At 50.3% G+C, this 17,712-nt stretch carries 16 protein-coding genes and 3 pseudogenes; 3 read left to right on the forward strand and 16 right to left on the reverse strand.

Going from position 1 to position 17,712, the window contains the following annotated elements:
• Both RAHAQ2_RS24295 and RAHAQ2_RS24300 read right to left on the reverse strand, forming a co-directional pair.
• A complete protein-coding gene (locus tag RAHAQ2_RS24295) occupies positions 1-1,179 on the reverse strand; it encodes an HlyD/EmrA/EmrK family protein (protein WP_014333863.1) in 1,179 nt (392 codons plus the stop codon).
• A 24-nt stretch (positions 1,180-1,203) separates the two neighbouring features.
• Complete coding sequence (locus tag RAHAQ2_RS24300; RefSeq protein WP_014333864.1) at positions 1,204-1,659, reverse strand: MarR family transcriptional regulator; 456 nt, start codon at positions 1,657-1,659, stop codon at positions 1,204-1,206.
• Positions 1,660-2,586: 927 nt separating this feature from the next.
• Between RAHAQ2_RS24300 and RAHAQ2_RS24310 the strand changes: the two genes are divergently transcribed.
• A complete protein-coding gene (locus RAHAQ2_RS24310; protein ID WP_014333865.1) occupies positions 2,587-3,636 on the forward strand; it encodes a tyrosine-type recombinase/integrase in 1,050 nt (349 codons plus the stop codon).
• Between the two features lie 89 nt (positions 3,637-3,725).
• Here RAHAQ2_RS24310 and RAHAQ2_RS25395 read toward each other — a convergent pair whose 3' ends face one another.
• The 12 genes and pseudogenes from RAHAQ2_RS25395 to RAHAQ2_RS24350 form a co-directional block, all read right to left on the reverse strand.
• Positions 3,726-4,205: a GNAT family N-acetyltransferase gene (locus RAHAQ2_RS25395; RefSeq protein WP_014333866.1), complete on the reverse strand. Its 480-nt coding sequence runs from the start codon at positions 4,203-4,205 to the stop codon at positions 3,726-3,728.
• Entirely contained in the window at positions 4,202-4,462 is a 261-nt protein-coding gene (locus tag RAHAQ2_RS24315; protein ID WP_014333867.1) for a type II toxin-antitoxin system TacA family antitoxin, read from the reverse strand. The genes RAHAQ2_RS25395 and RAHAQ2_RS24315 overlap by 4 nt, the downstream gene beginning before the upstream one ends.
• 216 nt (positions 4,463-4,678) lie before the next feature.
• A pseudogene (locus RAHAQ2_RS26090) lies at positions 4,679-4,819 on the reverse strand (type 1 glutamine amidotransferase domain-containing protein); the annotation flags it as partial.
• A 69-nt stretch (positions 4,820-4,888) separates the two neighbouring features.
• Positions 4,889-5,494, reverse strand: coding sequence for a TetR/AcrR family transcriptional regulator (locus RAHAQ2_RS24320; protein WP_014333868.1), 606 nt, complete (start codon positions 5,492-5,494; stop codon positions 4,889-4,891).
• Between the two features lie 68 nt (positions 5,495-5,562).
• Positions 5,563-5,649, reverse strand: a pseudogene (locus tag RAHAQ2_RS25405) (YdgH/BhsA/McbA-like domain containing protein); the annotation flags it as partial.
• Positions 5,650-6,471 (reverse strand): alpha/beta fold hydrolase, encoded by an 822-nt coding sequence (locus RAHAQ2_RS24325; protein WP_014333869.1) that lies wholly within the window; start codon positions 6,469-6,471, stop codon positions 5,650-5,652. It abuts the pseudogene before it with no gap.
• A 133-nt stretch (positions 6,472-6,604) separates the two neighbouring features.
• Positions 6,605-7,360 (reverse strand): alpha/beta hydrolase, encoded by a 756-nt coding sequence (locus RAHAQ2_RS24330; protein ID WP_014333870.1) that lies wholly within the window; start codon positions 7,358-7,360, stop codon positions 6,605-6,607.
• 155 nt (positions 7,361-7,515) lie between these two features.
• Positions 7,516-8,196, reverse strand: coding sequence for a type 1 glutamine amidotransferase domain-containing protein (locus RAHAQ2_RS24335; protein ID WP_014333871.1), 681 nt, complete (start codon positions 8,194-8,196; stop codon positions 7,516-7,518).
• Positions 8,197-8,524: 328 nt separating this feature from the next.
• Positions 8,525-9,940, reverse strand: coding sequence for an NAD-dependent succinate-semialdehyde dehydrogenase (locus RAHAQ2_RS24340; RefSeq protein WP_014333872.1), 1,416 nt, complete (start codon positions 9,938-9,940; stop codon positions 8,525-8,527).
• A gap of 99 nt (positions 9,941-10,039) precedes the next feature.
• Positions 10,040-10,852: a helix-turn-helix transcriptional regulator gene (locus RAHAQ2_RS24345; RefSeq protein WP_014333873.1), complete on the reverse strand. Its 813-nt coding sequence runs from the start codon at positions 10,850-10,852 to the stop codon at positions 10,040-10,042.
• A gap of 117 nt (positions 10,853-10,969) precedes the next feature.
• A pseudogene (locus RAHAQ2_RS25665) lies at positions 10,970-11,086 on the reverse strand (IS30 family transposase); the annotation flags it as partial.
• A gap of 150 nt (positions 11,087-11,236) precedes the next feature.
• Positions 11,237-12,148, reverse strand: a complete 912-nt coding sequence (locus RAHAQ2_RS24350) for a LysR family transcriptional regulator (protein ID WP_037041252.1) — start codon at positions 12,146-12,148, stop codon at positions 11,237-11,239.
• A gap of 165 nt (positions 12,149-12,313) precedes the next feature.
• Between RAHAQ2_RS24350 and RAHAQ2_RS24355 the strand changes: the two genes are divergently transcribed.
• The gene (locus RAHAQ2_RS24355) at positions 12,314-13,012 is read left to right on the forward strand and encodes a glutathione S-transferase family protein (RefSeq protein WP_014333875.1); all 699 of its coding nucleotides are present in this window, start codon (positions 12,314-12,316) and stop codon (positions 13,010-13,012) included.
• 266 nt (positions 13,013-13,278) lie between these two features.
• On the opposite strand, the gene RAHAQ2_RS24360 is transcribed toward RAHAQ2_RS24355, so the two are convergent.
• Positions 13,279-16,263, reverse strand: coding sequence for a Tn3 family transposase (locus RAHAQ2_RS24360; protein ID WP_014333876.1), 2,985 nt, complete (start codon positions 16,261-16,263; stop codon positions 13,279-13,281).
• 159 nt (positions 16,264-16,422) lie between these two features.
• On the opposite strand from RAHAQ2_RS24360, the gene RAHAQ2_RS24365 reads away from it, so the two are divergent.
• Entirely contained in the window at positions 16,423-17,007 is a 585-nt protein-coding gene (locus tag RAHAQ2_RS24365) for a recombinase family protein (protein ID WP_014333877.1), read from the forward strand.
• Between the two features lie 112 nt (positions 17,008-17,119).
• On the opposite strand, the gene RAHAQ2_RS24370 is transcribed toward RAHAQ2_RS24365, so the two are convergent.
• On the reverse strand, positions 17,120-17,689 hold the full coding sequence (locus RAHAQ2_RS24370; RefSeq protein ID WP_014333878.1) for a TetR/AcrR family transcriptional regulator: 570 nt from the start codon (positions 17,687-17,689) through the stop codon (positions 17,120-17,122).
• Between the last annotated feature and the right edge of the window lie 23 nt (positions 17,690-17,712).

Here is a 17,712-nt window from a genome sequence, read left to right on the forward strand (position 1 = left end):
TTAACGGCTGCCTGTGGCAACCGTTTTGCTGTTGTCATGAAGGATTTTAGCCACCAGTTTGTCCGCTTCCGCCAGCGGGTTTTGATACACATCCGTGCTGAAACGTGGGGTGCTAACGGTTTGCTGCGGCAGCAAATGGCCGCCGTCGTCGCGGATATCCACGCGGACGTTCATCGACAGGCCAACGCGCAGCGGGTGCTTCTGCATATCGCGCGGATCAAGCGTGATACGCACCGGCAGGCGCTGAACAATCTTGATCCAGTTGCCGCTGGCATTCTGGGCGGGTAGCAGAGAGAACGCACTGCCGGTCCCGATGCCCAGGCTTTCGATAGTGCCGTGGTATTCAACGTTGTCACCGTAAAGATCCGCATTGAGCGTGACCTTCTGGCCCAGGCGCATGGAGTACATCTGACTTTCTTTGAAGTTTGCATCCACCCACACTTCACTCAGCGGCACGATAGCCAGCAGCGTGGTGCCGGAATCCACGCGCATACCCAGCTGCACAGCGCGTTTGGCTACGTAACCGCTTACGGGTGCAACGATGGTAGTGCGGGCGTTGTCCAGGAAGCGCTGGCGCAGTGTGGCAACCGCACTTTTGATTTCCGGATGACTGTCGATAACGGTGTCGTCGACCATTGCAGTATTGGTGCGTAACGCTTCCTGCGCGGCGGCTAAATCGCTTTGTGCGCTGGTGACCGCATCACGGTAGTGAGAAAGATCTTCCGAAGAAATAGCGCCGGAAGAGAAGATCTTCTGGCGGCGGGTATAGTCATTTTGTGCCGTTTGCAAGGCGACTTTTTTGGCCGCAACCTGGGCACGGTAGTTATCCGCCGTGCTGTACAAACCGCGAACCTGACGAACGGTGTTCGCAAGGTTAGCTTCCGCCTGTTGCAGAGCGATTTCGGTGTCGCTCGGGTCGAGCAGCACCAGCGGCTGGCCTTTCTGTACAAAGTCGCCTTCATCCACCGTCACTTGTGTCACCGTACCGCCAATCTGCGGCGTAAGCGTGACCTGGTTGCCATTTACGTAAGCATCATCGGTAGATTCATAGAAGCGGGCGTAAAGCAGATACCACGCCAGTATTCCCCCGGCGGCAATCACCAGAATAAAAAACAAAATTATAAAATTACGTTTGCGCTTGCTACCGCGCTCAACATCTTGGGCTGGTGTGGTTTCCATCTTGTGATGACCTTTTTGAAAACGTTAGCGATGAGGTGCGGTGATGTCGTCCGGGAGCATTTTTGTAATGAGCTCTACCAGTAAGCGGGATTCCCCGGGAGTAAGGCGTGCGGTGAGATTGCCCATGATTGAGGTCTGCGCATCTTTCTCAAAACGTTCGCACAGGGCCTGACCTTCGTCAGTCAACGTCAGAATCACCTGGCGTTTATCCTGCGGGTTCGGGGTACGTGCAATCAGTTCCCGCTTTACCATACGGTCGACCATGCGACTCATGCCACCGGCGTCCATCACCAAATTTTTGCTGATTTCAACAGGGCTGTAAAAACCTTTATATATACTAATCAATACCTTGAATTGTTGTGCAGTGATATTCGCACCGGCAAAGTACTCGCTGATGATCTGGTCTTTGAACTGGTTCGCGAGGTGGATAAGCAAACCAAGGGGTAATTTATCGCCGCTAATAGCGGAAGTATTGTGCATAATGCTTGCCTAGTCATTAATTTCAAATAAAACTACTGTCCAGGCATCTATCTGTCAAGGTTGTGTCAAATTAATCGCATTTTTTGTCAGGGACTTACGGGGAACACTTTTTAGTTTTAACCCGCATGCACCGGGCCGAACGGGTCTGTGCGGCGCAAGCCCAATGTATCTGGCGATTCATTATCGTCAGGAAACGTTTAACGAAGCAGGTGAGGCTGGATAAAGGACGGGCAATTATTGGGCGCGGGGTTTGCTATCTTATTTAACATAATTAACGTTATGCGATCTGCGGTAAGGTGCGTCTCTATTGTACCCAAGCCAGCTACCTGCTTGAGGTCATCAAGAAAATGCTTATGGGCTATGAAACCCTGAACAAGGGTCGTCAGGTGGGCAAAAACAGCGACTGTTTCACCCTTAGATCGCCTTTTCAGGACCTCAGCGATATGCCACACATCCAGGTTCCCCTGTGCTGCTGAGACAGTCAACTCTTCATGGTCATGAGAAAACCGAAGAAGAACCCCATTACGGCGCAGGAATAATGTACAACTAAATGTCCTCTTCAAAAGTGTTTTTTTCAACATTTTCACTGATGACTGATGACTCCTGATTTATGTTAAATCTCATGCTATGTATCAATAATGAAGATGTTGAATCTCCTTATCTGAGATCTCCTCCCTGGCTATGCCTTTCACCTTTCTTTGCACTGAATGACGTTGGCTTTTTTGACTTAATATAATGGGACTTATATAAAGTTAGCGATATACATAAAGAACAGATAATCTATCCAGTAGTTACAAGGTGCAGGTAATTTTTCACTGCGGATCGTGCAGGTTTCGCTACGTGAAATCTGCAAGGGAAATACCCTGCTTCTTTATCAGAATCCACGTAGCGTCGTCAGTGACCGGGAGTTCGCTTTTTAAGCTATCTATGGGCAAGTTATCACCAATTAACCCGATACTGCCTGTTATCCAGGCGGAAGAAGATGTTCTGGCCAGGCTGAAGGAATTTGTTCAGGACAAGGAGGCTTTTTCACCCAATACCTGGCGACAGTTGATGAGCGTTATGCGGATCTGCCACAGGTGGTCGACAGAAAATAGCCGTTCATTTTTGCCCATGCTTGCGTCAGACCTTCGTGATTACCTGAACTGGCTGCAAGAGAACGGCCGAGCCTCTTCAACAATTGCGACGCATGGCTCATTGATTTCGATGTTACACCGTAACGCCGGTCTTACACCGCCAAACACTTCCCCACTGGTTTTCCGGGCGGTGAAAAAGATAAATCGTGTTGCGGTTGTCGAGGGTGAACGAACTGGCCAGGCTGTGCCCTTTCGTCTTGAGGATCTGCTTAAGCTGGATGCATTATGGTCTGACTCGATTTTGCTTCGCCAAAAACGGGATCTTGCATTCCTGCATGTCGCTTACAGTACCCTGCTGCGTATCAGTGAGCTAGCCCGCCTCCGTGTTCGTGATATCTCCCGGGCGCCGGATGGCAGGATTATCCTTAATGTGAGTTATACCAAGACTATTGTTCAGACAGGTGGACTGATCAAATCTCTCAGTTCGCAGTCCTCCCGCCGGCTGTCGGAATGGTTGTCGGTGTCAGGTATCAGCGCTGAACCCGATGCCTTCCTCTTTTGTCCGGTTCACCGTTCGGGAAGTGCAACTCTTTCAATCGCCCGTCCGCTGAGCACGCCGGCGATGGAATCTATTTTCGCACAGGCCTGGCGTACGATTGGAGCAGGTGAAGCTATCATTCCAAACAAAGGGCGCTATACAGCCTGGACTGGTCACAGTGCCCGCGTAGGCGCTGCACAGGATATGGCGGGACGTGGCTATGCTGTCGCTCAGATTATGCAGGAAGGAACCTGGAAAAAGCCTGAAACATTAATGCGTTATATCCGTAATCTTCAGGCGCATGAAGGGGCGATGATTGATATCATGGAAAAAAGCACTCTCCATCATAACGATAAAAAATAGCATAATTCACACTTCATCATTATGATGTGTGAATTCATGTTTATGTTTTTGCTGTGATCACATGCTGCGCTTCAAGGTCACCGGAAATATTAAATACGCAGCATTAATGTCATCGGATTAATTGGCGATGATGTAAAACCGTAGTGTTCATAAAATTGTTTAGCCGGTTCATGAAGTGCATGTACGAGTAATGCTCTGACACCTGTGTTTTCAGCAATTGAATGAACTCGAAGAACGGCATCCTGTAGCAATGATGCACCTAGCTTTAATCCCTGAGTGCGAAGGTCGACCGCCAATCTTCCCAATACTATGACCGGAACTGGATCAGGCATATTACGCCGAACAGACCCTGTTGCTTCCCTGTGCAACACAGCGCCGGCTGCGAGCGCATAATAACCGACAATACTCTTATCGTGAGTCGCGACAACAAAAGTACGACTTGCACCGTTTAAATGGTTTGTCAGAGCGCGTCGTTTTAACCATTCATCTAACGTTGATTCCCCACAACCAAACGCATCAAGGATATGTTCAGTTGTAAGTGGCTCAGGAGCAGACAGTTTTAGACTCATGCCCAAGGTGCTTTCACTGCCATGAGCCGTTCCAGACCCTGATTTGCCTTTTGAGGTGCGTCAAGCATCGCTGTGAATTCATGGAATTTTTCAGTATCTAACTGGAAGAAAACCTGGTCGAGCAAAATAGCCTGCGCGCGTTCACACGCTACTTCCAGCATAAAATCAGATCGGTTTTTACCCAATAGGCTGGCGGCTTGGTCGATGAGATCACGTTGTTCCGGCAAAGCGCGCAAATTAATCGCAGCGTCACGCATTTTTTATATCTCCTGTGTTGACAATGGATATACATTATAAGGTTGTGTATCTATTGTCAACACGCTGTGCCTTTGGGCAATTCTCAATACATTCACTGGCTGGCCATTTTAAAATGATGGTTCTCTAGGGAGTGATTTACTAATTTGGTCACCTGAACTTGTTAAACATACTTGCATGCCAAGGTCGGTCGCAGGAATATTGATTGTCGTCAACAGTTATGCACCGAACTGCTTAATGAGCTGGGCTGCCGTTGCTGCCGAGGACATTGGGTTTTGCCCGGTGATCAGCAGGCCATCGCTGACCACATAAGAACTCCAGTCCTCACCTTTCGAGTAAATCCCGCCTTTGGCAATTAAGTGGTAAATATTAGACCGGTCGTATATTAAACGGGTACAAAAAACGATTCTATACTGAGTACCCCCTTGCTAGGGGGTAATATGAATAATTTTTCTTGTCGTGATCAGCGCTGAATCAAACGGGCCAGTATTTCGAACAATCTTGACCATGACGCTTGCACCTACCCAAAGCTGGTAGAGGCTTTCTGCCACGGTGCGAGGCGTATCGTCAATAGTGAGAGATCCCTCGGCTACGCCCGTTTCTAACGCTTGTGCCAGACGCGAGATTATCCCGGAAGTGCCTGCCTCTAGCGTTAAGCGCATCGTGTCCGAAAGATCGGCAACTTCAGCACCTAATTTCACGGCAAGACACTTACCCTGACAGTCAGAGAACGACTGAGATTCTCGCCACTGCTGCCAGTAGTTCATCAGCCGCTGAGCCATATTGAGACCAGGCTGACCCAGTGTCCTGTCGATATCGGCCAGATAATCATCAAAATAGTGTGCCAGCATATCTGCGCCAAAAGCTTCTTTCGAACTAAAGTAATGATAGAAAGAGCCTTTAGGCACACCAGCATCTTTAAGTATTTCGTTCAATCCGACCGCAGAAAATCCTTTACCCGCCATAATACGCTGACCTGTCGCCAGAATATGCTCGCGGATTTCATTGTTATGTAGTTGCGTTGTAGTATTCATAGGTTCAATCTACCAAGAACTAGACCAGTCGTCTACAGGCAAGATAAAACTATTCCATTTGCTCACGCTTATTTGTAGATTTCAGCAGTACCGTACAGATGGTTATCGCCACCCGCTGAAATAATACGGTAAGACGTTGCGCCATGTTCAGTCGCTTACTCTTCAATGAATCGCAGCAGGTCTTCATTAATCGTCCCGGCTTGGGTGATTGTCATCCCGTGGCCAAATCCAGCATAGACCTTGAGCTGCGCATCTTTGACAAGTTGCGCGGACAGAATGGCAGAGTCAGCCAGCGGAACGATCTGATCGTCATCACCATGCATGATCAGGGTTGGCACATCGATTTTCTTGAGGTCATCAGTGAAATCAACCTCAGAGAACTGTTTGATACAGTCATATTGACCTTTGATCCCACCCCGCATCCCCTGAAGCCAAAAGCTTTCTCTCACACCCTCAGAAGGCGTCTCTGATGAACGGTTATAGTTGAAAAACGGCGTGGTTAAATCCTTGTAGAACTGAGAACGGTCTTTTTCGACCGCAGCACGGATGCCATCAAACACTTCCATAGGCAGACCGCCAGGATTTTTCTCACTTTGCAGCATAACCGGGGGTACTGCGCCGATAAGTACGGCTTTGCTGACGCGTGCCGAGCCATACGTTCCGATATAGCGTGCGACTTCACCACCGCCAGTCGAGTGTCCAACCAGAACAACGTCTTTGAGATCTAACTGTTCGATGAGTGATGATAAATCTTCAGCATAGGTATCCATATCATTGCCGTCCCACGTCTGACTCGAGTTGCCATGGCTGCGGCGATCGTGAGCGATGACACGGAACCCCTGCTGACCGAAGAACAACATTTGCGCGTCCCATGCATCACTTGATAATGGCCAGCCGTGGGAGAAAATAATGGTTTGTCCCTTGCCAAAGTCTTTGTATGCAATCTTAGAACCGTCTTTCACCTGAATAGTTTTCATCTCTTTATTCTCTTTTCTGTTGGCGACGCCTCATGGGCGGAGCATTTAATTTAGAATTGTTTTTTCGTATGTTTGCTTTTACACCTGGCAATCATTCAAATAATGGCTGGTCAGAACAGCATTTCACTGATGTTTACTGAGATAAACTTAGTGCCGCTTTTTCGATCAGGGTCGCAATTTTTTCCGGTTGTGATGCGTAAATAGCATGGTTGCCTTTCAATTCAGTGACGGTGCTGTGCGCACGTTTAGCCATGAAGCGCTCCAGTTCTGGATTAATAGCACGATCCTGCGTCGCCACCACGGCCCAGCTAGGCTTCGTTTTCCATGCAGGAACGCCTGCCGGGGCAGTGAATGCTGCTACTGCAGGCATGAGTTGAGATTGCGCCAACAGATTTGTTTCTTTGACGGGCAAGTCAGCTGCAAAGTCCGCATGGAAATTTTCCGGTTTGATATAAAGGAAGTGATCTGGCGTTTCAGTAATTGACTGAGCGGCTGGCGGATATTTTTTGGCCAGACTCAGCAATGATTCACCTTGCTCCGGCTGGAACGCTGCGATGTAAACCAGACCGGCAACAGAGGGATCATTTCCCGCGTCACTGATGATCATCCCGGCGTAGCTATGGCCAACCAGCAGTGATTTACCACTTTGTAATGCCAGAACGCGTCGAGTCGCAGCGACATCATCAGCCAGCGAGGTTTGCGGCTCCTGAACAATCGACACGTTGTAGCCTGCTTTATTCAGAATGCGAGCCACCGGATCCCAACCTGAACCATCAACAAAAGCGCCATGTACCAGAACGATGTTTTTTACCGGCGCAGCCATTGAAGACTGAGCATAAACAGACAGAACCAGGCTTAAAGCCAGAGTAGTAAACGATTTCTTAAACATGATGAATTTCCTTCAATTGTCATTTTTTAAGTTAATACCCTGACATCATGGCACCCTGCCTTACAGGCCAGCGGACGGACATTCAGGTGTGTAATGTTGTCCAGATTTGCTCAGTGGGGAGGGCTTAAAGAACTCCCTCCCCACGTGATTAACCGTTATGCACCCAGCTGTTTAATCAGTTCTTCTGCCGCCTCGGTAGAGGAGGTTGGGTTTTGCCCGGTGATCAGCAGGCCGTCAGTAACAACATAAGAACTCCAGTCCGCCCCTTTCGAGTAAATCCCGCCTTTGGCAATCAGCTCGTCTTCTACCAGGAAAGGCACAATCTGCGTCAGGCCCACGGCGTCCTCTTCGCTGTTGGTAAAACCGGTGACCTTACGGCCTGCTACCAGCGGTTTTCCCTCCGGGGTTTTAACGTGGCGCAGCACGCCAGGCGCATGGCAGACCAGAGCGACGTGTTTGTTTGCCGCCAGGAAGGCTTCGATAAGGGCGATGGAGTGTTTATCTTCGGCCAGGTCCCACAAAGGGCCGTGTCCACCGGGATAAAAAACGGCGTCGTAATCAGCGTGTGAAACGCTGTCGAGACGAACCGTTGACGCCAGGTGTGCGGTTGCTTCTGCGTCTGCCTCGAAGCGGTGGGTCTGCTCGGTCTGGAAGTCAGGCTCATTACTTTTTGGGTCTAACGGCGGGTTACCGCCTTTCGGTGAAGCCAGCGTAATTTCTGCGCCTGCGTCTTTAAAGGCGTAGTAAGGTGCAGCCAGTTCTTCCAGCCAGAAGCCGGTTTTGCGGCCGGTGTCACCCAGTTTGTCGTGTGAGGTTAAGACCATCAGAATTTTCATCATTACTCTCCAGTATTTCAAAGTGATAGTTGAATTAGACCAGTCGTCTAATATTTTCTTAAATAAAAATGTTATACCCGTGCCTGCTATTCCGGCCAACTCTGTGCGCTGTTCATTCCAGCGGAACGGCTATCGTGCTATGTCGCTTAGTGCCGTTGCCATGTGAGTAAGCTAACACTGAATAGACCGGTCGTCTACAGATAGTTAATAAAACTTTTTCATCTTTTATGTGCCAGGCACCTTCTCATAGCGGGTGCCTGGCACGATGAGATAATCCACTCATTTTACTGCGTATTCAACTGCGTTTTTTCACGTATCGATAATGCACTTAGTCAACTTGTTTTGCCCAAACTGCCTGAGCATTTGTGAATTCACGCAGGCCAAAGTGCGAGAGTTCGCGACCATACCCACTCTTTTTCACACCACCAACCGGGATGCGGGCATTAGTGGCAGAAAATCCGTTGATGAATACGCCTCCTGTTTCTAAGCGCCTCGCGATTCGCTGGGCACGGGAAACATCGCTGGTCCAAAGGTTGCCCCCTAAGCCGTAATCGCTGGTATTTGCCAGTTCAATGGCATGCTCGACGTCATCTGCGACAGTAATGGCTGCAACAGGGCCGAAAGTTTCCTCATCAAATGCAGCCATTCCCGGGCCTACTTCGCCCAATACGGTAGGCTCATAGAAGTTGCCGGGGCCCGAGATTTTATTCCCCCCAAGAAGAAGTGTCGCGCCGGCTGCGAGAGTTCGTTCTACCTGATGATGTAATTCATCACGCAAATCTTTTCGCGCCATTGGCCCGATTCTATTTTGCGGGTCCAGCGGATCGCCAACTTTCAACAGTCTGACGGCCGCGATGAATTTTTGTGTGAATTCCTCCGCGATGGGTTTTTCCAAAATAAACCGTTTCGCGGCTAAGCACACCTGGCCCGCATTTTGGAATCGCGCTTCAACACCCGCTTTAACAGCCAAATCAATATTAGCGTCAGCCAGCACAATAAATGCGTCTGATCCACCTAGCTCAAGCAAGCTTTTTTTCAATGCTTTGCCTGCAATCGCCGATACGGCAGAACCCGCCCGCATACTCCCCGTCAATGTGACTGCTGCAATGCGATCATCCTCAATCACTTTTGCAACAGTTTCGTTATCAGCAATAAGATTGGCGAATAAACCTTTAGGGAAGCCTGCACTCTCATAAGCATCCTGCAAAGCATAGGCAGAGCCCATCACATTGGGCGCGTGCTTGAGGATAAAACCGTTACCCGACAACATAATCGGGCCCGAAGCGCGAATGACCTGCCATAAAGGGAAGTTCCAGGGCATGACGGCCAAAATTGAGCCAATCGGCAGATAGGAGACATGTACCTGATCGTCATTTTCGACAGAAACAGGCTCATCTGCGAGGATTGCCGGGCCATTGCTGGCAATCCAATCAATAGTCGCTGCACACTTCTCAACTTCTGCGCGGGCTGCAGCGAGGGTTTTTCCCATTTCAGCGGTGATGATCCCTGCCAAATTTTCTGAGCGCTCGCGCAGAATCGCGGATAAACGACGATAAGCTTCTACGCGTTTAGACATGGGAGTAGCACGCCACAGGCGAAAAGCCGCGTTATTACCTGCCAGCATGCCTTCTACTTCGTCTGCAGTTTGGAATGCATAAGTCGCGATCAACTCGTCCGTCGCAGGATTACGTGAAGTCGCGACATCAATAGAAAGCATATTCTGTGTAACATGTTGGGATGACATAGTTTTTGCCTCATAAACGGTTTAAGAGAAGCACGTTGTGTGCTTCGATAAAATCCAGTTTAGGCAGGTCGAATCATCCCTGGAAGGCGTCTTGTTATCCTATGACCGGGAGTCACAGGCAACGTGCCGGGGAATATAGGTCACCAGAGAGAGGTCGGGTCTCCCCTCTGGCGTGAGTGCAACGTAGGTAAATTCAATATGTCCGGAAGTGGGATGCAAAAGCCGCTTGCTCCCCTCTCCCATGCCTTTCACTTCCGTATCCAGCCACCACTCCTTGAATTCCGGGCTTTTTTCAGAGAGTTCTTTAATGAGATGGTCAAAAGGCTTTTTGTCCTGAGCATGGGCACGTGATGCGCGGAAAACGGAGATCATCCCTCGTGCCATCTGCTCCCAATCTAGGATCTGCGTGCGATACGGACGATATAGAAACAGCAGTCGCAACGTATTACGCTCATGAGGTTCCAGCGATCCATAATCAATAAACAAATCAGCAATAGCATCATTCCAGGCGAGAATATCAAGTCGGGCATTTCTCACATATGCCGGAATGGGATCGATAGCGCGCACTAAACTTTTCAGGCCATCACTCACACCATCCGCGAGGGGATGGGGTACCGGCTCTTCGCGCGGTGAAAGGGCAAAAAGATGGGATGATTCAATTCTGTTAAGTTTAAGAACTTTGGCTATACGCTGGAGTGCATCTGCCGAAGGTTTAATCTCTCTCCCCTGCTCAAGCCAGGTATACCAACTCACACTGACTCCAGCCAGGACGGCGACTTCCTCACGACGTAAACCGGGTGTACGGCGAGTACCCTGTTGCATGCCGAAGTCCTGAGGATTAAGGCGTGCGCGCCGGCTTACAAGGAAAGCACCGAGTTCACGACGCTGCTCTGAAGTGGTTTTTTTAACCATAATAGTCTGCCTATAAATGTGCCTGTTGTGCCAACGCTTCATCAAGATGCTGATGAATTTCTTCTTTCTTCATCTGAACCCTATGCTCAACGGTATGATTTATACACAAAATCCTTTATTTAGCTGTCTGGCAACACTGTTAAGTCTTTGCTGGCTGTGAACCGATAAGTCAGTTCCTTTTGGAAAATATTGTCTGAGCAGCCTGTTCGTATTTTCATTTGAGCCACGTTGCCACTACCGGATGCGAGGTAGGGAATGGTAAAGCGACCCCTGAAAACATTATGCTTTCGCATTTTTACACAGCCTGGGCCGCTGGCAGACGCTGAGAGAACGTCTGATCGTGCTAAAAAAGCTGCGACTTCGATATCGAGCGCATCCTATAAGTCAGGATTTCACTGCTGAGCGCAAGAACTCAACAAATGCGCGTACTCGCGCCGATAGATGACGATTCTGGGGGTAGAGAATCGAAAAAGGGCGAGAGCAGCCGCCGTATTTTTGAAGGACCTCTACAAGGTCTCCACGCCTTAAAGCGTCTCCCACTGCAAAGCGATAGGTTTGATAAAGGCCTCCGCCCGCGTTAACCCAAGCGACAGCCCCTAACGCATCATTAAGTACGCGCATCCGGCTCGTTATTTGTTTCTCGATTGAAGTACCTAATTCATCGGTGAACAGCCACTGCAGCGGGCGCCCTGTATTCGGTGATATGTACTGGATGCAATCGTGTTGGTTGAGCTCATCAATACGGTATGGTTCACCTTTTTTTGCAAGATATGTCGGAGTTCCAAATACCCCAAGCGAGGCGTCCTCAAGCTTGAAGGCGACAAGACGCGAATCTTGCGGAACGCCTAGCCTGATTGCCAGGTCGAAGCCTTCTTCAACAAAGTCGATTATTTTGTCCGAGATACTAATCTCGATATCGATCTGCGGATAAAGATCAGTGAACTTGGGCATCAAGGGTAAAAGGCGAAACGTTCCGTAAGCAGCACTGACACTAATGCGTAGCGGTCCGCTAGGGACGGTTTGTGAACCCGTGATCGCTCGCTCAGCCTCGGCGATTTGCTCAAGCGCTAGATGACATTCTTTCCAATAGAGCTCGCCCTCAGTTGTAAGCTTGACGGCGCGGGTGGTCCGCAAAAAAAGACGTACTCCGAGGCGCTGCTCGAGCCGACTGATCGACCGACTGACTGCGGCCGGCGTCAGACCGAGAGTCTCAGCCGCACTGGTGAAGCTGCCGGTCTCCGCTGCTCTGCAGAACTGTTCAATACTGCCAAGCTGAAGTGGGTTACCTGCTGCCATATTGATTACCATTTGTAATAAATGAATTGATTATTACATGGTTTATCAACCAGGAACAACGCATTAAAGTACGTCTACAGCTTCAGCAACACCGTGACAAGGCCGCGCTACTCAAGCAGTGCACGGTTTTGACCTACACCTCAATTTACTTTTAGGAGCGACACAATGACCAGCAAACTGAACGTTTTCACTTCGCCTTCGGCTTTCCCTAATCCACAGCGCCTGCGCCTGTTCATGCATGAAAAGGGAATCGCTGATCAGTTCCAGGAGACTATTTACGACATGACGCCGGTTGGCGAACAGCGTGGATGGCGTCACTTGAAAATGAATGCTTGGGGTGAGACGCCGACCCTCGAGCTCGCTGACGGTAGCTATATCTCCGAAACTGCAGCTGTCGTCCGTTACCTGGACCAGTCCTACCCCGGCCGCAAGATCATGGGGGATACGCCGCTGGAACAGGGCTTGGACAACATGTGGGATAACCGCATCTGGGTTCACATCCTGTATCGAATCGTCACGGCTTTCCACGTTCTGCATACCGGTCTCGGCTTCAAACTCGAATTGACGAAGAACGAAGCTTGGGGCGAACACTGCCGTAAAGAAGCGTTGGCCCATGCTGCACTGGTCAACAAACATCTTTCAGACGGACGCCAATGGCTGCTGGGGGGCGACGAGCCTACTTTCGCCGACATCACGCTGGCAACCGCGATCGCGTTCTCGAAGTTCCCGGTGAATGCTACGCCGCTGGACGAACGTTTCGAGTTCCTGGACGCATACTGGCAGCGCTGGCAGCAGCGTCCAAGTTTCCAGGCTGCATATGCAGACCGTAGCAGCGGTATCCCTGAGCTCGAAAACAAGGCGTGATCTAACTTTAAAGTCGCGCTAAATCCACGGTTGGATTTAACGCGATCGAAGAGGCCTACTTTGGGGCGGTAGCGGGCAGGCTTGGTTTTATAGGTAACACCGATGCTCACCCCTCGCCCTGCCAGACGCTCCCCGCTTCACAGCAATGAAACGTCAAGGTACGCTGTCGGAGTGGTCCTGGCGAAGCCAGGGCGTATCTCCGCGTTAGCGCCTTTGGCGCTTACGGGCGTGTAGGGGTCCGCTTGGAAAACGGAAAATATCCTACGCTAAGCATGTTTTTTGTACAGGCTACTATCCACTGAGCGTAATGCGCGGTATTTACCCTGTCCCAGTTTTAGGTTTGTTCGCCAGACGTAATCCCCGCTCAGGTTGATATGTTCCCATCCCAGTGGAGACAGATGAGAAATCAGTTGCTCATTAATCGCGATCCCTTTCCGTCTCAAAGAATCTATCGCTCTTTCTATATATACCGTATTCCACAGTGAGATCGCCGCAGTCAGCAATGTCAGACCGCTGGCTCGATAGCTCTGATTCTCCAGCCTCCTATCTCTGATTTCACCCAGCCGATGCATAAAGACCGCTCGCGCAAGGGCATTGCGAGCCTCACCTTTATTCAGCCCTGCCTGTACGCGTCGACGCAGTGAAGGATCCCTGAACCAGTCCAGCATAAACAATGACCTTTCGATGCGCCCAAACTCTCTCAGCGCCTTTGCCAGACCATTCTGTTTCGGATAGCTTGCCAGCTTTTTCATCATCAGTGATGCTGTTACCGTTCCCTGCTTTATAGAACTAGCCAGACGCAGCACCTCATGCCAGTGGGTTTCAATTTCCTTTAGATTCAGGCTGGTTGTCGAGATGATTGACTGAAGCCCCTGATACAACTCAGCTTTTCCATGAATAAACAGCCGTTTGTCATGAAGATCCCGGATCCTTGGCGCAAAAGCGAATCCGAGCAGATGCATTAGCGCGAAAACATGCTCAGTGAAACCTGCTGTGTCGGTGTAATGCTCTGTAATTTCCAGATCAGTTTCGTGGTACAGCAGACCATCAAGTACGTGTGTTGAATCCCGCACTCGGCTGATGACTTTGGTGTAAAACGGGCTGTATTGGTCCGAAATATGCGTATAAATCTGCATGCCTGGCTCCTGACCGTATTTAAGATTGACCTGACCAGCATAACGCCCGTGACTCCCCACCCGAAAGTTCTGTCCATCAGACGATGACGTTGTTCCATCGCCCCAGAATGCCGCCAGAGGGCGTTTTTTCTGGGCATTGACCAACTCGGCCAGCGCAGCTGAATAGGTTTCATCCCTGATGTACCAGGCCTGAATGCCCTCGAGCGACGATTTGGTCGTTCCCGGACAGGATTCGGCCATTTTTGTCAGTCCAAGGTTGATACCATCGGCCAGGATGGTGGTCAGTAACAACTTTCTGTCTTTAGGTCTGACGTGATTGTTTTTAAGGTGTGTGAAATGGCGGGTAAAACCAGTCCAGCCGTCCACTTCATCCAGCATTTCAGTAATTTTAGGGTGAGGGAGCATGCCATAAACCAGATCGCCAAAAGGGGATGCTGCTGAAGGGACACTGTTATCCAGCGGGGTAATTTTCACGCCTTTATCCGATATATCAACATCGGGTAAATCACCGGCCAGCGCCATCGCGTTAACTTCTTCCAGACGCGATGCAAGAAGCGTCAAACGGCTCTTGATGTATTCATGGCAATCGGCCGGAACAGCAAGGGGTAACTGGTTATCCCTGAGTGATTTTTCAAAATCGCCTGACGGGATCAGATAATCATCGAAATTCCTGTAGCGGCGTGACCCCTTTACCCAGATGTCACCTGAACGTAAGGCTCCCTTCAGTTCATTCAGCACGCAAAATTCGTAATATTTTCGGTCAATGCCGGTGGGGGTGATCACAACCTTTCTCCAGCTTTCCGGGATGAACCCGATTGGCGCGGAAGGCGGTACTTTTCGGAGTTGTTTTCTATACATATCTCTGACGGTATCCAATGCGTCACTGAGCTGCATTGCGGCGGGTGCAGCCCTGAACTGCAACACGGACAGCATCCGGGGGGCGTATTTACGCAGCGTACTGTATTTTTCTGTGATCAGATGCAACGGGTCGAAGTTGTCCTTACGTGACAGGAACCGCGTCTCTTCCACGCTGTTGATGAATTCCTGCCAGGGAAGGACGTCTTCTATTGCGGCCCAGGGATCTTCCCCGGATTCTCTGGCGTTAAGTAATGCCTGCCCGACGGTAGCGTATTGCTTCAGTTTACTCTGAATCAGCTTTCCCGTTTGCTGGAGTCGCTCGGCCTGAGTACGTTTTGCCCTGCTGAACAGACTACTCAGAATACGCTCGTGCAGATCAATAACTTCGTCAGTCAGGGTGGATCTGGCCTCCGATATGATACAAACCAGCGAGGCATAACGGCGAACATCCGTGAATCTTGCCAGATCCCGGCTATTCATTTTCCTGCCTTCGCGTGCGAGTTTCAGGAGTCGGTTCTGGTGAACGGAAAGTGCAATGCCGTCAGGGAGTACCAGCGACTCAATCGCATTTAACCGGTCGATATGTTGCAGGACATTTTTACCATTAATTTTTCCCGGAGGCTGGAGCAGCCAGGCCAGCCGTGAAGGTTGCTCACCCTCAGATACCAACAGACGGTCCAGTGCCGCTTTATGCCCTGGTTCAAGCTGCGCGGTAAGCGCAGAAAAAACCGCCCTGTCGGCAAGTGTTGTTGCTTCGGCCAGGGTTCGTTCGATCACTTCAACAGAGGGGAAAATAACCTTATTATTGTGGAGCCAGGAGAGCATTTCCTCCGCAAGTAAAAAACCTCTGTCTGTCCGCATGGCGTGGGGATAAAGGTGGCGAATACAGGTTTTTTGCAGCGCCCGGTTAAAAGGGGATAATTCCAGGTAGCGGTAGAGTTCAGCCAGATGTTCCCAGCGGGTGACCTCTCTTGATGCATACTCGGCCCACAAATCAGACTGGACTTTCAAATGAGCCGCCAGCCTGAAGACAACACCGTCGTGAGGTGAAATACTTTTGTCGGGAGGAAACCCTGGTCCTCGCAAATAACAGAGTAAAACTGCAAAGCCCAGACGGTTAGCTGGCCTGCGGTGTTTATTAATGAGCGCGAGGTCATGTTCACTCAGAAAGCACATGCGCGTCAGAAATACGTCATCATCCGGCACAATCAACAAGCGTTCTTTTTCTTCACTACTGAGTATTTGTCTCCGTGGCATAAATGCTTCCTCTGCATATAGTTTATATGAGTTATCGCTTTAAACTGACCGAAACCGGTCGGTTTCGTACATCAATTCTTATATATGTCCGAAAGTAAGAGAAATTCATTTCGTACAGGCGTTATAATTCGGACACCCTTTACGTACGGAAAGTTTCTAATGTCACGAGTTTTTGCCTACTGCCGGGTCTCCACTCTGGAGCAGACCACAGAAAACCAGCGCCGGGAAATTGAAGCTGCGGGTTTTATTGTCAGGCCCCAGCGACTGATTGAGGAAAAAATCAGCGGCTCGGTGGCGGCCAGTGAACGGCCGGGCTTTGCCCGGCTGCTTGACCGTATGGAAAACGGCGATGTTCTGATAGTCACCAAGCTTGACCGCCTGGGCCGAAATGCGATGGATATCAGAAAAACAGTAGAACAACTGGCAGATTCAGATATTCGTGTTCACTGCTTAGCTTTGGGCGGAGTAGACCTCACCAGTCCCGCGGGGAAAATGACCATGCAGGTTATTTCTGCTGTCGCTGAGTTCGAACGAGACTTACTTCTTGAGCGCACCCATGTAGGTATTGCTCGAGCTAAAGCTTCAGGTAAACGTTTTGGTCGCCCACCAGTCCTGAGCGAGGAACAAAAAAGAGTAGTGACAGAACGTCTTAATACCGGGATAAGTACCAGCGCCATTGCGCGAGAATTTAATACAACCCGGCAAACCATACTCAGAGTAAAAGTAGGGAAGCGGCAATCCTGAATATAGAAACTGCCTCAGACACTACCGGTTTTGATCGGCCGCTTTGTGCTGTGGCTTCCAGAGGTCAATGCAAGTGCTTTACTCACCGCACAAGTACACGCTATGCGGGCTGCTAAAATTCTTTCAGTGCCGTTGCGGTCTCGAAGAGAATTTCATCGGACAGGCTACCTTCGCCGATTGCTCGTGCCATGACAAGGGCGCCAACCAGTGCGCTGAGTACCAGGCAAGAGCGACGTCGATCATCAGCGGCGTCCGTACTCGGCGTCAACTCAGCCAGAAGCTCGAGGTATTGCTTGACCTGACGTCGATAGGCAGAGCGGGTTCGGTCGTCCGCGCGCGAAACATCCTCGGCCAACCCGGCCACTGCGCATCCGGCCTCAGGGTGGGAGCGGTGGGCTGGGCTGAGGTAGTCGTCGATGATCGCTTCGAGCGCTCGTCTGCCACCCTGGCCGGACGTCGCCACAGTCCGCGCACTTCCCTGAGCCAACGCGCGTTCTACTGCAGCACCGACCAGCTCATCTCGGGATGCGAAATGACGGTAGAACCCGCCGTGTGTCAGTCCGGCTTCCCGCATCAGCTCCGCGACTCCAACACCGTTTATGCCACTGCTGCGCATTCGAGCCGCAGCGATTTCCACGATTCGATCGTGGCTTGCCGCTTTGTCTGCTTTTGAACTACCCATGAATAAACCTATGGCCGCGATGC

The organism is Rahnella aquatilis CIP 78.65 = ATCC 33071 (assembly GCF_000241955.1).
In the GTDB taxonomy this organism is placed as follows: Bacteria; Pseudomonadota; Gammaproteobacteria; order Enterobacterales; family Enterobacteriaceae; genus Rahnella; species Rahnella aquatilis.

Bases quoted from the DNA above. Each gene is read 5' to 3' on its own strand.
- RAHAQ2_RS24300 (WP_014333864.1), bottom strand. From the start codon at position 1,659: ATGCACAATACTTCCGCTATTAGCGGCGATAAATTACCCCTTGGTTTG.
- RAHAQ2_RS24345 (WP_014333873.1), bottom strand. From the start codon at position 10,852: ATGGTTAAAAAAACCACTTCAGAGCAGCGTCGTGAACTCGGTGCTTTC.
- RAHAQ2_RS24315 (WP_014333867.1), bottom strand. From the start codon at position 4,462: ATGCGTGACGCTGCGATTAATTTGCGCGCTTTGCCGGAACAACGTGAT.
- RAHAQ2_RS24295 (WP_014333863.1), bottom strand. From the start codon at position 1,179: ATGGAAACCACACCAGCCCAAGATGTTGAGCGCGGTAGCAAGCGCAAA.
- RAHAQ2_RS24370 (WP_014333878.1), bottom strand. From the start codon at position 17,689: ATGGGTAGTTCAAAAGCAGACAAAGCGGCAAGCCACGATCGAATCGTG.
- RAHAQ2_RS24335 (WP_014333871.1), bottom strand. From the start codon at position 8,196: ATGAAAATTCTGATGGTCTTAACCTCACACGACAAACTGGGTGACACC.
- RAHAQ2_RS24340 (WP_014333872.1), bottom strand. From the start codon at position 9,940: ATGTCATCCCAACATGTTACACAGAATATGCTTTCTATTGATGTCGCG.
- RAHAQ2_RS24365 (WP_014333877.1), top strand. From the start codon at position 16,423: ATGTCACGAGTTTTTGCCTACTGCCGGGTCTCCACTCTGGAGCAGACC.
- RAHAQ2_RS24320 (WP_014333868.1), bottom strand. From the start codon at position 5,494: ATGAATACTACAACGCAACTACATAACAATGAAATCCGCGAGCATATT.
- RAHAQ2_RS24355 (WP_014333875.1), top strand. From the start codon at position 12,314: ATGACCAGCAAACTGAACGTTTTCACTTCGCCTTCGGCTTTCCCTAAT.
- RAHAQ2_RS24310 (WP_014333865.1), top strand. From the start codon at position 2,587: ATGGGCAAGTTATCACCAATTAACCCGATACTGCCTGTTATCCAGGCG.
- RAHAQ2_RS25395 (WP_014333866.1), bottom strand. From the start codon at position 4,205: ATGAGTCTAAAACTGTCTGCTCCTGAGCCACTTACAACTGAACATATC.
- RAHAQ2_RS24350 (WP_037041252.1), bottom strand. From the start codon at position 12,148: ATGGCAGCAGGTAACCCACTTCAGCTTGGCAGTATTGAACAGTTCTGC.
- RAHAQ2_RS24330 (WP_014333870.1), bottom strand. From the start codon at position 7,360: ATGTTTAAGAAATCGTTTACTACTCTGGCTTTAAGCCTGGTTCTGTCT.
- RAHAQ2_RS24360 (WP_014333876.1), bottom strand. From the start codon at position 16,263: ATGCCACGGAGACAAATACTCAGTAGTGAAGAAAAAGAACGCTTGTTG.
- RAHAQ2_RS24325 (WP_014333869.1), bottom strand. From the start codon at position 6,471: ATGAAAACTATTCAGGTGAAAGACGGTTCTAAGATTGCATACAAAGAC.